Annotated in this window: 16 protein-coding genes; 12 read left to right on the top strand and 4 right to left on the bottom strand. The window is 63.3% G+C overall.

From position 1 onward, the window contains the following. Positions 1-63: 63 nt before the first annotated feature. Entirely contained in the window at positions 64-432 is a 369-nt protein-coding gene (locus tag ACPPVV_RS07750; RefSeq protein WP_426702877.1) for a PilZ domain-containing protein, read from the bottom strand. A 966-nt stretch (positions 433-1398) separates the two neighbouring features. Between ACPPVV_RS07750 and ACPPVV_RS07745 the strand changes: the two genes are divergently transcribed. The 4 genes from ACPPVV_RS07745 to arsC are packed head-to-tail and all read left to right on the top strand — an operon-like array spanning position 1399 to position 5239. Continuing rightward, entirely contained in the window at positions 1399-2331 is a 933-nt protein-coding gene (locus tag ACPPVV_RS07745; RefSeq protein WP_426702876.1) for a segregation and condensation protein A, read from the top strand. Between the two features lie 49 nt (positions 2332-2380). Beyond that, positions 2381-3262, top strand: coding sequence for an SMC-Scp complex subunit ScpB (gene scpB, locus ACPPVV_RS07740; RefSeq protein ID WP_426702875.1), 882 nt, complete (start codon positions 2381-2383; stop codon positions 3260-3262). Continuing rightward, positions 3259-4857: a pseudouridine synthase gene (locus ACPPVV_RS07735; RefSeq protein WP_426702874.1), complete on the top strand. Its 1599-nt coding sequence runs from the start codon at positions 3259-3261 to the stop codon at positions 4855-4857. Before scpB ends, ACPPVV_RS07735 begins: the two co-directional genes overlap by 4 nt. 37 nt (positions 4858-4894) lie before the next feature. After that, on the top strand, positions 4895-5239 hold the full coding sequence (gene arsC, locus ACPPVV_RS07730; protein WP_426702873.1) for an arsenate reductase (glutaredoxin): 345 nt from the start codon (positions 4895-4897) through the stop codon (positions 5237-5239). Between the two features lie 288 nt (positions 5240-5527). Here the strand turns inward: arsC and ACPPVV_RS07725 are convergent, their stop codons facing one another. From ACPPVV_RS07725 to ACPPVV_RS07715, 3 genes are all read right to left on the bottom strand, one after another. Then, positions 5528-6328 (bottom strand): amidohydrolase, encoded by an 801-nt coding sequence (locus ACPPVV_RS07725; protein ID WP_426702872.1) that lies wholly within the window; start codon positions 6326-6328, stop codon positions 5528-5530. Next, positions 6316-7455, bottom strand: a complete 1140-nt coding sequence (locus tag ACPPVV_RS07720) for a pyridoxal phosphate-dependent aminotransferase (protein ID WP_426702871.1) — start codon at positions 7453-7455, stop codon at positions 6316-6318. The genes ACPPVV_RS07725 and ACPPVV_RS07720 overlap by 13 nt, the downstream gene beginning before the upstream one ends. A 64-nt stretch (positions 7456-7519) precedes the next feature. After that, entirely contained in the window at positions 7520-8494 is a 975-nt protein-coding gene (locus ACPPVV_RS07715) for a LysR substrate-binding domain-containing protein (protein WP_426702870.1), read from the bottom strand. A gap of 113 nt (positions 8495-8607) precedes the next feature. On the opposite strand from ACPPVV_RS07715, the gene ACPPVV_RS07710 reads away from it, so the two are divergent. From ACPPVV_RS07710 to ACPPVV_RS07675, 8 genes are all read left to right on the top strand, one after another. Then, positions 8608-9192, top strand: a complete 585-nt coding sequence (locus tag ACPPVV_RS07710; protein ID WP_426702869.1) for an FMN-dependent NADH-azoreductase — start codon at positions 8608-8610, stop codon at positions 9190-9192. Positions 9193-9323: 131 nt separating this feature from the next. Next, positions 9324-10991, top strand: coding sequence for an amidohydrolase (locus tag ACPPVV_RS07705; RefSeq protein ID WP_426702868.1), 1668 nt, complete (start codon positions 9324-9326; stop codon positions 10989-10991). A gap of 245 nt (positions 10992-11236) precedes the next feature. Next, entirely contained in the window at positions 11237-11635 is a 399-nt protein-coding gene (locus tag ACPPVV_RS07700) for a hypothetical protein (RefSeq protein WP_426702867.1), read from the top strand. Between the two features lie 3 nt (positions 11636-11638). After that, positions 11639-12028 (top strand): GntR family transcriptional regulator, encoded by a 390-nt coding sequence (locus ACPPVV_RS07695; RefSeq protein WP_426702866.1) that lies wholly within the window; start codon positions 11639-11641, stop codon positions 12026-12028. Beyond that, complete coding sequence (locus ACPPVV_RS07690; RefSeq protein WP_426702865.1) at positions 12025-12882, top strand: ABC transporter ATP-binding protein; 858 nt, start codon at positions 12025-12027, stop codon at positions 12880-12882. Before ACPPVV_RS07695 ends, ACPPVV_RS07690 begins: the two co-directional genes overlap by 4 nt. Beyond that, the gene (locus tag ACPPVV_RS07685) at positions 12879-13838 is read left to right on the top strand and encodes a hypothetical protein (RefSeq protein WP_426702864.1); all 960 of its coding nucleotides are present in this window, start codon (positions 12879-12881) and stop codon (positions 13836-13838) included. The genes ACPPVV_RS07690 and ACPPVV_RS07685 overlap by 4 nt, the downstream gene beginning before the upstream one ends. Before the next feature lie 129 nt (positions 13839-13967). Beyond that, positions 13968-14531: a DUF2884 family protein gene (locus ACPPVV_RS07680; protein WP_426702863.1), complete on the top strand. Its 564-nt coding sequence runs from the start codon at positions 13968-13970 to the stop codon at positions 14529-14531. A gap of 49 nt (positions 14532-14580) precedes the next feature. Beyond that, complete coding sequence (locus ACPPVV_RS07675) at positions 14581-15228, top strand: hypothetical protein (RefSeq protein ID WP_426702862.1); 648 nt, start codon at positions 14581-14583, stop codon at positions 15226-15228. The last annotated feature ends 22 nt before the right edge of the window (positions 15229-15250 follow it).

Genomic DNA, 15250 nt, shown 5'->3' with positions numbered 1-15250 from the left:
ATCTGGCATCCGAAACAGAAAACGCCCGCATTGCGGGCGTTTTTCATATCTGGGCGGCTTTGCTCAACCGTCTTTCCAGTATTCGAGGATGTCGGCGTAACCACCCAGCAGGTTCCACAGCGGGACCTGCTTATCCTCGGGAATGCGGCTGTAGGAAAAGCCGATGTGATGCTCGGAAATGCGCGCCACCGCAGCTTCCAGGTGAATGTGCAGGTTGTGCCCGAAAATCATGTCGAGCACCCAGCGCTGCCCGACATCGCCGGACCATCCCAGCGGACGGCGCAACAATGCACCGGTGGCCGAGATATCCACCAATTCGGTCGGATGCGACTCCCCGTCGCGGCTCATCAACACCGTCGTTTCGATCTGCATGCGCGCCGGGCGCAGCTGCTCGGGGCCGGATCCACCGTTTTCGTCTTTATCGATCGCCATCAGTCGTACCGTCCATTTGCGCTTGCGTCCGCCCCCGGCAATGACGCGACATCCACAACATCATTCTGAAATGTTTCCGCTGCATCATTCGCTGCTGCCGCGACCAACCGATCGCCGGCTCCAGGCACTTCTGCAGTCGCTGCCACCAACGCAAGCAATCGTCGTGCCAGCACATCTGCCGATGGCTTGACCGTTCGACGTTCGAATGTCGGCCACACACTCCTCACGTCACCAGGTCCGTTTCAAGGAAAGCGCCGCACAGCGCCCCCGAGTCCGCATCGTAGCCAAAAGACCGGCATGGGTACGAGTACGGAGCCGCTGGATTCTCGCGGCTTTTCCGGTGAAGTCGCATTGCGTTGACATCCCTCTGCTGCAGATCGACGCTTTAGGTCACATGCCGCCGCTCGGCGCTAGGTTCCCATCCATCCACCGCCGATGGTCGATATGCCGTGACAGCCGCCGCTTCTGCATGAAACCGAAAATCGCCATTCGGCGTATCGGGCATTCATGGCCTCGATGGATTGCCGACGCATCCCGCTGGACTTGCCGCCAGCGAGCCGTTACTCTTTGATCCACGCGTGGATCCATGGAAACAGCTTGCCGAACACTTCCGGCAACCCTTGGTTACCACCGATGCTCTCAAACCGACCAGTGAACAGTCCCCGGCGTTGCTTTTTCGCCACTTGTGACTTGCGCCTTTGCCGTGGCTGACAACCCGGAACTGACGAACAATGGTCGCTTGACGACCCGCCTGACCGAACCACCGTCGAGTGGTTTCATCATGCCCGTCGTGACGATGGCGTCCGCCGCGCCTCGGCTGAAGATGTGAAGAACGCAGTACCCCGGGAATACCGCCTCACCGCCGTGTTCCGAGTACGGACATTCCGTGTTGCGCTGACATGTGAGTGATTCCGATCGTGTTGAACGCACCGCCAGCCGCTGAAGGCGGCCCCATGATATGCATTGATGATCACTGAGCCAGTCGAGCCAGAGAGCCCGGTCGCCGAGCCGCATAACGCGTTCGCGTCGGTGCCGCAACAGCAGGAAATGCCGCTGGCCATCGTGCGCGGCCAGCCGATGCTGCAGATGCCGCAGGATCTGTACATCCCGCCGGACGCGCTCGAGGTCATCCTGGAAGCGTTCGAGGGCCCGTTGGACCTGCTGCTGTACCTGATCCGCCGGCAGAACCTGGACATTCTGGACATTCCGGTTGCCGAGATCACCCGGCAGTACATGACCTATATCGACCTGATGCGCGATGTGATGCGGCTGGAGCTGGCCGCCGAATACCTGCTGATGGCCGCGATCCTGGCCGAGATCAAGTCGCGGTTGCTGCTGCCGCGGCCGCCGGCCGAAGAAGGACTGGAAGAGGATCCGCGTGCCGAACTGGTACGGCGCTTGCAGGAGTACGAGCGGTTCAAGCGGGCGGCCGAGGATATCGAGGCCCTGCCCCGACAGGAACGCGACAGCGCGGTGGTACATGCGGACGTGGGCGAACGCAACGTGATCAAGTTGCCGCCGCCGCTGGAGCTGACCGAACTGTTGCTGGCATTGAAGGACGTGATGCACCGGGCCGAACTGTTCGGGCATCACGCGATCAAGCGCGAGGCGCTCAGCGTGCGCCAGCGCATGGGCGAACTGTTGAGCCGGCTCGACGACAGCAGCTTCCACCGCTTCGAGAGCCTGTTCGACCCCACCGAAGGTCGTCTCGGCATCGTGGTGACCTTTCTGGCGATGCTGGAGCTGGCCAAGGAAATGCTGGTTGAAATCGTCCAGGAAGAGCCGCTGGCCCCGATCTACGTGAAAGCGAAAGTGAGCCATCCGGAAGAATTGGTCGAGTTACCGATGGACGACACACAGGCGGGCGAATCGGCACTGATCGAATCGTCCGGCGAATGAACGACACCCACTGAACGATACCGGCCAAACCGGCATCCGACCCAAGGCTATGCAGATCGAGCAACTCAAACCCATCATCGAGGCCGCCCTGCTGGCTTCCACCCAGCCGATGACCGTCCATCAGCTCGGCGATCTGTTCAATGAAACCGACGAGGTCGATCACGGCCAGATCGCCAGGGCGCTGGAGGCGCTGGGTGAGGATGGCGCGGGCCGCGGCGTCGAGCTGAAGGAAGTCGCCTCCGGCTTCCGCTACCAGGTGCGCCAGGACGTGCATCCGTGGATCTCGCGGATGTGGACCGAGCGCCCCAGCCGCTACTCGCGCGCGCTGCTGGAAACGCTGGCGCTGATCGCCTATCGCCAGCCGATCACCCGCCCCGAAATCGAGCAGATCCGTGGTGTGGTGGTGTCCTCCAACATCATCAAGACGATGGAAGAGCGCGAGTGGATCCGCGTGGTCGGCTACCGCGACGTGCCCGGCAAGCCGGCGCTGTTCGGCACCACCCGCGCGTTCCTCGACTACTTCAACCTGAAATCGCTGGACCAACTGCCGCCGCTGTCGGAAATCCGCGACATGGAAGACCCGCAGTTGCGCTTCGAACCGGAGCCCCTGCCCGCTCGCATCGTGCGTGACCTGCCGATCGACCCGGACGAGGACGTCCCGGCCGAAACGGAAATCGAAGCGGAAGCGCAAACCGGCGGCAACGAAACAGATATTGACCACGATGCATCCGCGGACTCCGCAGATGCCGAAGACAGCGACATCACGGCCGACGCCGACGCGCCGGTCATTTCACCCGAGTCCAACGAGCTTGGTTCCGACACGAACCCACCCGTCGACAATCCGATTGCCACTGCCGATGAGGCAGCGAACCCCGCCGCGGACGTCGAATCCGACACCGCCGAGCAAGATCCCAAGGAGTACCGCGCATGACTGCGCCGCAAAAATCCGTTTTATCCCTGAAGCGCGAACCGCGCATCGACACCGACGCTCCCGCCCTGGAAGAGCGCCTGCACAAGGTGCTGGCCAACGCGGGCCTCGGCTCGCGCCGCATGCTCGAGCAGCGCATCCAGTCCGGCGAAGTCGAACTGAATGGCGCACCCGCCGAAATCGGCATGAGCGTGAAGGCCGGTGACCGCGTGGTCATGGACGGCAAGCAGTTCGTCGTCGCCACCGACAGCCGCGACGAAACCGAGGTGCTGATCTACCACAAGCCCGAGGGCGTGCTGACCACCCGTGACGATCCCGAGGGCCGCCCCACCGTGTTCGAACAGTTGCCGCGCCTGAAGGGTGCGCGCTGGGTCGCCGTGGGCCGGCTCGACATCAACACCACTGGCCTGCTGCTGCTGACCACCGATGGCGAACTCGCCAACGGCCTGATGCATCCGAAGAGCGGCCTCGAGCGCGAATACCTGTGCCGCGTGCATGGCGAAGTGCCCGATGAAATCATTGAGCGCCTGAAAGCCGGCGTGGATCTGGACGATGGGCCGGCCCGCTTCGACGAGATCGCCGTGATCAGCCGCGGCGGCAGCCACAGCTGGTTCCGCGTGGTGATCCGCGAGGGCCGCAATCGCGAAGTGCGCCGCCTGTGGGACTCGCAGGGTTTCCTGGTCAGTCGGCTCAAGCGCATCCGCTACGGCAAGATCGAATTGCCGCGCAACCTGCGCCGGGGCGAATGTGAAGCGCTCGATGCCGAAAGCGTCAAGCAGCTGCGCCAGACCACCGGCCTGGGTGCGCCGCAACCGGTGCTGACCCTGAGTCCGGTGCTGCACCAGCGCCGTGCCAATCGCAGCGTCACCGAGTATCGCCCTGAGCGCGGTGCAGGCACCGCCTGGACCGGTGGGCAGGACGAGGCGCGCGAGTTGCGCGCCTACGATCGCATCCGTGAAGAACCCACGCGCGGGCGCAAGCCGCCGCGTCGCGACGGCAAGGAAGTCAACGGCAACGTCGCCCGGCCTGAACGCGGCGCAGGTGGTGCCAGCCGCGGCGGAAAGAGTCGACGCGTGGCACCAGGCCAGGAACTGCCCTCGGTGCGCACATGGTTCGCCGGCGAAAATCGCGATGGCAGTGGTCGCCCCGGCGCGCCGCGCAGCAATGCGGGCGGCGCCGCAGGCAATCGCCGACCGGCCGGTGGCAAACCGTTTGGTGGGCCGCGGACAGGTGGCGAAGGCCGTGCTGCGGGCAGCCCGTACAGCGGTTTTGGCGGCGAGTCGCGTGGCACCGGCGCTGGCGGCAACCGTTCGCCGGATGGCCGCCCCGCCTACGCTGGCCGCCCGCAAGGTCAAGGTCAAGGCCAGGGCAATCGCGCACACGGCAATCAGGCAGCACGTCCGCAAGGCCAGGGCGGCGCCCGTCCACAAGGCGCTGGCAGGCCGCAAGGACAAGGCGGCAATCGCCCGCAGGGTTCCGGTCGTCCGCAGGGACAAGGTGGCAATCGCTCACAAAACGGCGCTCGACCGCAAGGTCACGGTGGCCCTGCAGGCGGGCGTCCGCCCGGTCGCGGTGGCAACCGTTCGGGCAATCGTTGAGTTTCGCTCTGGCGTGACGAATCGCGGGAGTTGAACGATGGTGCGCATCTATCACAACAATCGCTGCTCCAAGTCGCGCGCCACGCTGGCGTTGCTGGAGCAGCGCGGCGACGAGGTCGAGGTGGTCAACTACCTCGACACGCCGCCAAGCGCCACCGAACTGGCCGTGCTGTTGCGGCAACTTGGCATGACCGCGCGCGAACTGCTGCGCACGGGCGAGCAGGAGTACCTCTCGCTCGGACTGAACGACCCCGCACTTGATGACGACGCACTGGTGGCTGCCATGGTCGCGCATCCGAAACTGATCGAACGTCCGATCGTGGTAGCCAACGGCAAGGCCGCCATCGGCCGCCCACCGGAAGCGGTGCTGGCGATACTCTGAGCTGTTCGACAAACCGCGGCCTTGTCCGTCTTGTAGGAGCGGCTTCAGCCGCGATGCTCTTTTCTTTCTGTCGTGCAGCGGAAAAAGCATCGCCGCTGAAGCCGCTCCCACAGGGCTCAGTCCGAATGCCCGATCGTAGTCGCCATCGGCCGCGGTGCTGGCGATACTCTGAGCTGTTCGACAAACCGCGGCCTTGTCTGTCTTGTAGGAGCGGCTTCAGCCGCGATGCTCTTTTCTTTTTGTCGTGCAGCGGGAAAAGTATCGCGGCTGAAGCCGCTCCCACAGGGCTCAGTCCGAATCGAGTGAAAACGCGTCGGCATCCATCCACGCCGGAAAGCGTTCGCGATGCGCCAGCAAGGGCGCCGGATCGAGCGTGACCGTCACCACCTGTTCCTGCGCACCCAGTTCAACCAGCGGCTCGCCGACCGGATCGAGCACCACGCTGTCGCCGGCGTAGGGGATCTCGTTGCCGTCCATGCCGACCCGGTTCACCCCGACCACATAACTGAGATTCTCAATGGCCCGCGCGCGCAGCAGTGTGCGCCAGGGCTGCCGGCGCGGCGCCGGCCAGTTCGCCACGAACAGGGCCAGGTCGTACTCCATGCCGCCAGTGGCAGACGCCAGCCGGCGGTTGCGCAGCCATACCGGAAAGCGCAGGTCATAGCAGACTTGCGGCAGGATGCGCCAACCCTTCAGCTCCACGACGAGGCGTTGATTGCCGCCGCCGTAGCGGGTGTGTTCGCCCGCCATGCGGAACAGGTGACGCTTGTCGTATTGCTCGAAACCGCCATCCGGTCGCACCCATAGCAGGCGGTTGTAGACGACGCCGTCCTCGCGGATCGCCAGGCTGCCGCAGATCACTGCGTTCACTTCGCCTGCCAACGCACGCAGCCAGGCCACGCCCGCTCCGTCCATGGTTTCGGCGCTGGCCTGGATATCGTTGCTGAAACCGGACAGGAAAGTCTCCGGCAGCACGATCAGGTCGCTGCCTTTGGCCTGACGCACCAGCGCGCCGTAGTAGTCGCGATTGGCCGGTGCGTCGTGCCAGCGGGTGGCTCCCTGCACCAGCGAAACCTTCAAAGTTTGCATAGCCGCTCCGCTGCCGCTTCCATCGTGGCATCACTCTTGGCGAAGCACAGCCGCAGCAATCGCGTGCCTGGCGCGCGTTCGTAGAACGGCGTCAACGGGATCGCCGCCACCCCACCCTTTTCGACCAGCCACTTGCTGAAGCTCAGATCGTCCTCGTCACGGATCGCCGAATAGTCCACCAACTGGAAATAACCGCCCGGCACATCGAGCAGCTTGAAGCGCGACGGTGCCAGCAACGCACGGAAGCGATCGCGCTTGGCCCGGTAGAACGCCGGCAGCTCCAGATAGTGCTGCGGGTCGCTGGCCATGAATTCGGCAAACGCCACCTGCGCCGGATGGAACGTGCAGAACGTGAGGTACTGATGCACCTTGCGGAACTCGGCGCTCAGCGCAGCCGGTGCCACCGCGTAGCCGACCTTCCAGCCGGTGCAGTGATAGGTCTTGCCGAACGAAGAGATCACGATGCTGCGTTCGACCAGCTCGGGATGGCGCAACACGCTCTCGTGGGCGCCGTCGTAGACAATGTGCTCGTAGACCTCATCGGAGAGCACCACGATGCCGGTGTCGCGCACGATCGCCGCCAGTTCGTCCAGGTCGGCCGCCGACAACACCGCGCCGGAGGGATTGTGCGGACTGTTGATCATGATCATGCGCGTCTTCGGCGTCACCGCATCGCGCACGCGCTGCCAGTCGATCGAGAACGCCGGCACGGTCAGCGGGATGTGCACTGCCCGCGCGCCCTGCAGGTCGATCGCCGGCTCGTAGCAGTCATACGCCGGGTCGAACACGATCACTTCCTCTCCCGCACGCACCGTCGCGGCGATCGCCGCGAAGATCGCCTCGGTGGCGCCGGAGGTGACCGTGATGTCGGTATCGACATTGAGCTTGCGGCCGTACAGCCGTTCGGTCTTCAGCGCGATCTGCTCGCGCAGGCCGGCGGTACCGTGCATCGGTGCGTACTGGTTGCGGCCGTCATTCATCGCATGGCTGAGTGCGTCACGCAGGCCCTGCGGCGGCTCGAAGTCAGGAAAGCCCTGACCCAGGTTGACCGCCTTGTGTTCCGCGGCCAGCTGGCTCATCACGCTGAAGATGGTGGTACCGACTTTCGGAAGCTTGGTTTCGATCATTGTCATTCGGCCGTATGGATGTCCATAAAGATCCAAGCGTAGCTTATCGATGCAGCGACACGCATCACGGTGTCGGCAAGGCGTCCAGCGGACGCTGCTTGCACTGCTCGTGTTTCATCAGCGTGGTCGCCGGCAGCCGCTCGGCCAGAAAGTCGACCAGTGCGCGCACGCCCGGCAGCATGCCGCGACGACTGGGATAGACGAAATGCATGGTGCCCTCCGGCGCGCTCCAGTCCGGCAGTACCACCTCGAGTTCGCCAGCGGTGATCGCCGGTGCGCAGACGAACTCCGGCAGCAGTGCCACGCCCATACCGCGGCGGGCGGCCTCCAGCAGCACTGCGAAATCACCGGTGATCAGGCGTGCCTGTACCTCGACGGTGACCTGCACGCCGTTGGCGTCGATCAGCTCCCACACCTGCGCGCCTTCGTGTTCCCGCATCGACAATGCCGGCAATTTCGCGAGGTGGTCGGGCTGGGTCGGACGCCCCTGCCCCTGCAGCAAGGCCGGACTGGCCACCAGCTTGGTGCGCGAATGGCCAAAACTGCGGATCACCAGGTTCGCATCGGTATCCAGTTTGTTGCGCACCCGGATCGCCAGGTCGTAACCCTCACCGATCACGTCGACCCGGCGGTCGCTGGACAGCACGCGCACCTGCATCTTCGGATACTGCACCAGGAAATCCGGCAGCAAGTGCGCCAGCACGGTCTGCGCCAGCGATACCGGACAACTCAGGCGCACCACGCCACGCGGTTCGGCACGCAGCTCGTCCACTGCATCCTGCGCGGCCTGCGCTTCTTCGAGCACGGCCCGGCAGTGCGCATAGAAACGCTCGCCGACCTCGGTCACCACAAAACGCCGCGTGGTCCGTTGCAGCAGACGCACGCCAAGTCGCTCCTCCAGCTGCGCCACCCGCTTGCTCAAGCGGGACTTCGGTACGCCCAGCGCCCGGCCGGCCGCGGAGAAACCGCCATGCTCGACCACGGCAGCAAAGAAATAGAGGTCGTTGAGGTCCTGCAAGGCGCCGCTCAATACCGTCATGATTGTTCCCAATTTGGAACGATAAGTCCGAAAACAACCATCTTATCGCTACATTGTTCTAAATATATCCTGTTTACATCGCCGGTCACCCGGCTAGATCAGGAATACGTCCCATGAAAATCTTGCATATCGATTCCAGCGCCCTGGGTGCCTACTCGGTGTCGCGCCAGCTCACCGCCGACATCGTAGCCGAGCTGAAGCACAGCTCGACGAATGCCGTGACCCACTATCGCGATCTGGCCGCCCAGCCGCTGCCGCACTGGACTCCGGTGGCTGATGCCAGCGATCCCGCCGCCGTGCTGGGAACCGAAATGCTGGAGGAATTCCTCGCCTCCGACGTCATCGTGATCGGCGCGCCGATGTACAACTTCGCCATCTCCAGCTCGCTGAAAGCCTGGCTCGACCGCATCCTGGTCGCCGGCAAGACCTTCCGCTACACCGCCAACGGTCCCGAAGGCCTGGCCGGTGGCAAGCAGGTGATTGTCGCCTCCAGTCGTGGCGGCTTCTACGGCAAGGACACTGCCGGCGCGGCCATGGACTTCCAGGAGCCCTACCTGCGCGCAGCGCTCGGCTTCATCGGGATCCAGGACATCGAATTCGTGCGCGCCGAAGGCGTTGCGGTCAGTGACGAACACAAGGTCAAGGCGCTGAAGTCGGCGCGCGACAGCATCGGAACGGTGATTGCGCGGGCGGCCTGAACCCCCGGCATTCCAGGAGCGCCCGCTACCGATCGTAGCGGGCGCTCCTGGTGCAACCTGCAACCACCCGCAGTGGAAAAAACGCGCGGGAGCAAACACACTGCGGATTCACCCGTCACAGGAATCCGCGCATGAATCGCACGCTGCGTCTGTCGATGCTCGCCCTGCTTGCACTGGCGCCGGCCATTCAGGCCGCCGACCTGCTGGTCAACAACGTCAACGGCTACACCCTGGATAGCCACGGCAAACTGCAGCATTTCCAGGCCTTGCTGGTCGACCAGGGCAAGGTGGTGGCCACCGGCAGCAACGGCGAACTCGCCGCGCGCGCCAAGGGCGCCAAGGTGATCGACGGCCGCGGCGAAACCCTGCTACCCGGACTGATCGATGCTCACGGCCACGTGATGGACCTGGGCTACGCGCGAAACAGCGTCGACCTCACCGGCACGACCTCGCTGGACGAAGCACTGGCGAAGGTGAAGGCCTACGCCGCTTCCCACCCCGACGCAAAATGGATTGTCGGTGGCGGCTGGAACCAGGAGATCTGGAAGCTCGGCCGTTTCCCCACCGCCAGCGAACTGGATACCGTGGTTTCCGACCGTCCAGTCTGGCTGAGCCGCATCGACGGCCACGCTGCCTGGGCCAATACCGCCGCCATCAAGTTGGCTGGCGTCAGCAAGGCCACCAAGGACCCCAGCGGCGGTCGTATCGAACGTGATGCCGACGGTAAACCCGCTGGCGTCTTCGTCGATGGCGCGACCAACCTGATGGGCAGCAAAGTGCCCCCGCCCACCAGGCAGGAAGCTGCCGCCGCGCTCGACACCGCGCTGTCCGAGATGGCCAGTGTCGGGCTCACCGGTGTCGGCGACGCAGGCATTGATCTGGATACCTACAATCTCTATCGCCAGTACGCCGACGCCAACAAGCTCACCGCGCGCCTCTACGCGATGGTTCGCGGCACCGGCCACGCGTTCGACGTGATCAGCAAGGATGGCCCGCTGATCGGCTATGGCAACGACTTCCTCACCGTGCGGACGGTCAAGCTGTTTGCCGATGGCGCGCTGGGCAGCCGCGGTGCGGCCATGCTCAAGCCCTACTCCGACGATCCGCACAACCGCGGCCTGCTGTTCCTCAAGCCCGCGGAGATGACGGCGGATATCGGCAAGGCGCTGGGCAAGGGGTATCAGGTGGCCATCCACGCCATCGGTGATCGCGCCAACCACGAGGTGCTGGACAGTTACGCTGCCGCGTACAAGACCCATCCCAACGGCATCGCGCTGCGCAACCGCGTCGAGCACGCGCAGATTCTCACGCTGCAGGACATTCCGCGTTTCGTGCCGTTGCACCTGATCGCCTCGATGCAGCCGACCCACGCCACGTCCGACATGAACATGGCGGAGGACCGCATCGGCCACCAGCGGATCGGGGGCGCGTACGCCTGGCAGCATTTCCTGAAACAGGGCACGGTTGTCGCGGGAGGTTCGGACTTTCCGGTGGAATCGCCCAATCCGTTCTACGGCCTGTACTCCGCAGTCACCCGCGAGGATCATCAGGGCAAGCCACCCGGCGGCTGGTATCCGGACCAGGACATGACGATGACCGAAGCACTGCGCGCGTTCACTCTCGACGCGGCGTATGCGGAGCATTCGGAGAAAACGCTTGGCACGCTGGAGCCTGGCAAATGGGCCGATTTCATCCTGATCGACCACGACGTCATCAAGGATCCAGCCAGCAAGATCTGGAACACCAAGGTGTTGCAGACCTGGGTAGGCGGCAAGCAGGTGTACGCCGCGCACGATTGAGCGCAAGTCCCGATCTTCCGGAAAGGCCAGCCACCGCGCTGGCCTTTTTGCTTGTGTGGACTTCGCACTGATCGAGCGCAGGCCTTGTTGAGCGGTCGTATGGCCCGGCGCGCCTAATTCAGCCCCCTTTCTCCATATAGGCCATCAGTCATGTTGCGGAATGGTGGTCGAGCTATTGACGTCCTGAAATATGGTGTTATAGTTCACTACAACACCACCCAACGAGGTCACTAAGGAGGCCTGTCATGAAAGCGCAAAATATGATCGCCAGCGTCGCCGCCGTCCTGTTCACTACCGCCACTCTGGGCGTCCTGAACTACCAGCCGGTCAGCACGCAGGCACCAGCTACCGAAATCAACGGTGTCCATATCACCGACCTCGCGCCGGTCACCGTCACTCCCAGCGCCGCCGATCGCCGCGCCGCCAGCCAGCCGGAAATCAACCCCCTGGGGTCGGTCAATGCTCGCGCCGGCAGCAGCCTGTTGAGCGCCACTGCGCTGATCGGCGACGTGGCCTACGCCGCCGCCCCAATGCCGGCCATGGATGAAGAGGGTGGCGCAACGCGATTCAGCCTGCTCGGGTCGCCGCTGGCCATGCCCTACTATTCGTTTGGCAAAACGTTTGGCCGCATCACCAAGGAATAAAACATGACCATTACCTGGAACGACAGCGTCCCGATCTACCGCCAATTGCACCAGCGTGTGGTGGCGATGATCCTGGACGGCGCCTTGAACGAGGGCGACCCGCTGCCGTCGGTACGCCAGGTGGCCGCGGAATTTCAGATCAACCCGCTGACCGTATCGAAGGCGTATCAGGAACTGGTCGATGAGCAACTGGTTGAAAAACGGAGGGGTCTGGGCATGTTTGTCATCGAAGGCGCTCGCGAGGCGCTGCTGAAATCCGAACGCGAGCGGTTTCTTCGCGAAGAATGGCCGACGCTGTTTGCCCGGCTGCAGCGACTGGGGCTGGATCTCAAGACCTTGCTGCGGGAAGCGCAATCGGACAAGGATCAGGCCGACAAGGAGGAAAAATCATGAGCGCGGTGATCACGGCCAGCGGCCTGACCAAGCGATACAAGTCGGCACTGGCGCTGGACAACGTCAGCTTCCAGATCGAGCCCGGCCGCATCGTGGGCCTGATCGGCCCCAACGGTGCCGGCAAGACCACCGCGCTGAAGGCGATCCTGGGCCTCACCGATTTCACCGGAGAACTCAATGTGCTGGGCTTCGACCCGCGCAAGCAGCGCGACCGGCTGATGGGTGAAGTTTGCTTCATTGCCGACGTGGCGGTACTTCCGCGGTGGATCAAGGTGAGCCAGGCGGTCGACTTCGTTGCCAACGTGCATCCGCGTTTCGACCGCGCCAAGTGCGAGACATTCCTGGCCCGCACCAAACTGCAGCCCAGCCAGCGCGTGCGACAGATGTCCAAGGGCATGATCGTGCAGTTGCACCTGGCCCTGGTGATGGCGATCGACGCCCGTCTGCTGATTCTGGACGAACCCACGCTGGGTTTGGACATCCTCTACCGCAAGCAGTTCTATCAGAGCCTGCTGGAAGACTACTTCGACGAGAACAAGACGATCATCGTCACCACCCACCAGGTCGAGGAAGTCGAGCACATCCTCACCGACCTGATGTTCATCCGCGATGGCAAGATCGTGCTGGATGCCGACATGGATGCCGTCGGCGAGCGTTTCATCGAGGTGATGGTGAATGCCGACAACGCCGCCAGCGCACGTTCGCTGAACCCGCTGGATGAGCGCCAGGTATTCGGCAAGAGCATTTTCCTGTTCGACGGCGTCGGACGTGCGCAACTGGAAGCCCTGGGCGAGGTTCGCCGGCCTTCCGTCAGCGATCTGTTCGTGGCCACCATGAAAGGAACGTACGCATGAAAACTTTCTATTGGCTTGTGAAGCGCGAGTTCTGGGAACACCGAGGCGGCTTCTTCTGGGCACCTGTCATCACCGGTGGCGTATTCCTGCTGCTCAACTTGATGGGCATCATCGCCGGCGAAGTACTGGGCGGCCATTTCGACGGCACTGCGAACTTCATCGGCAACAACATGCGGGTACTCGACAATGCGCTGGACAAGGAGGCGGTGGCCAAGGTTGGCGCCGGACTTGACCTGATGATGTATTCAACCACCATGATGATCAGCATCGTGCTCGGCTTCGTGGTGTTTTTCTACTGTCTCGGTTCGCTCTACGACGACCGCCGCGACCGCAGCCTGCTGTTCTGGAAATCGCTGCCGATCTCTGACACTGCCACCGTGCTGTCCAAGGTGGTCTCCGCCACGGTGGTCGCCCCGTTCATCGCTTTGGTCAGTGGCGTGCTGACGGGGATAGTGATGCTGCTGATGTTCGCCATTGCACTGTCCCTGCATGGCGTCGGCGTATGGCATCTGCTCACTCTGGCGCACCCGTTCCGGGTCATCGTCAACCTGGTAGGTTCGATCCCGCTGTACTTCCTGTGGGCACTGCCTACGGTGGGCTGGTTGATGCTTTGCTCGGCCTGGGCACGCAGCAAACCGTTCTTGTGGGCGGTTGTGATACCGGTGGCCATGGGCATCGGCATCGGCTGGTTCAATCTGCTCGGAACCCTCCATGTTTCCAACGGCCACTGGGCTGGCTGGCTGGCCCGCATCCTGCTTAGCGTATTCCCCGGCGGTTGGTTCAATCAGATTCCAAATACAATTCAACATAGCGATCTGGCCGGAAGTCTGGCCGGCCTGGACCTCAACCGCACCTACATGGTGTTGACCACACCCGACATCTGGATCGGTGTGTTGGCGGCGGCAGCCATGCTTGCCGGTGCGATCTGGCTGCGCCGCTGGCGCGACGACAGCTGAGCTTCATGGCGGATGGGCCGGAACCATGGCCCGTCCGCCTACCGGAACATCGACGCCGACCGCAGTCACTGCAGTTGAATCAGGCTCGTTCCAGCCAACTTCCCCATCAACAATATCGGAGTAATGGACATGTCAGGACAAAGGCTGATTCTCGCCCTCGCCATTGCAGCACTGGTCGCCGGCTGCGGCGATGGTTCGAGCCACGTCAACATCATCAGCCCCGGTTACACCAGCATCGCTGGCGGTCGCATCACGCTGAGCAGTGACGAGGTGACCTTGCACGGTGCCGACGCACCCGAAGCGAAGATCAACGCCGGAGGCGACCTGCACATCGGCGGAAACTCCGTCGCCATCAACGCCGCCCAGCGTGAACAACTGCAGCACTATTACCTGAACGCCATAGCCGTACGCGAACATGGCATCGCCACCGGCAAGGCAGGAACCGCAGTGGCCGGAGCGGCACTCAAGGATGCGGCCTCGGGCGTCGCCAGCGGCGATGCCCACAAGGTCAGCGAGCAGGTCAGCGCGAAGGCGAAACTGGTCAAGCTGGCGGCCCTCAAGATCTGCCACGATATGGCCGGAATCAAGTCAGCGCAGGACAACCTCGCTGCCCAACTCCCCGCTTTCAAACCCTACGCAGGCATCCTCGATGCAAGCAGCATCGATGACTGCCGCAGCGAGGACAGCGAATAACGCTGACATCTGCAAAACCTCTCGCGTTTCCATCCATCGGAGTAACACCATGCCGGATTTACGCCTGCCTCTTCCACGTCTGCTCTGCACACTGATGCTGTGCAGCCTGTCCGCCCTCGCTGCGTGCAGTTCCGGCCAGTCGGCCGCCGACGGCTCCGCCCAGGAAACACACTCGGCGTTAGGCACGGTCGTAAACTCGGCGATGGACAAGGCTCGCGAAAAAATGCGCACGGCTAACGTGAAGCTTTCTTCCGATCACGACAGCAATTTGCCGCGCGCCGAGATCACTCCGCAGGGCGATCTGTTGATTGCTGGCAAGGTGATTGACGTGACACCACAGCAACGCACCTTGCTGCTTCAATACCGTACCAGGGTGCTAGACATCGCCAGCGCCGGCATGGATATCGGCGTGAAAGGTGCGGATATGGGCATGCGCGTCGCGGGCCAGGCGATCGCCGGTGCGCTTTCCGGCAAGTCGGAGCAGGAAATCAATCAGCGCGCAAACGCAGAGGCCTCGGGCATCCGGGAGAGCGCGGCGAAATTGTGCGATCGCATGCCGGCACTGCAAGCCACTCAGCAGGAACTCGCCGCCTCACTGCCCGCGTTCCGCCCCTACGCCACGATGAACCAGAAGGATGTGGCCGATTGCCGCAAGGATGCCATGAAGGACGACGACGACGAAACGGACAACCACTGAGCACGGCCACGCGTTTCGATGA

Origin of the sequence: Rhodanobacter sp. Col0626 (assembly GCF_049994385.1) — a bacterium.
Classification (GTDB): domain Bacteria; phylum Pseudomonadota; class Gammaproteobacteria; order Xanthomonadales; family Rhodanobacteraceae; genus Rhodanobacter.
The sequence above is the reverse complement of the archived record's forward strand: the minus strand, read 5'-3'. Positions and strand labels throughout refer to the sequence as shown.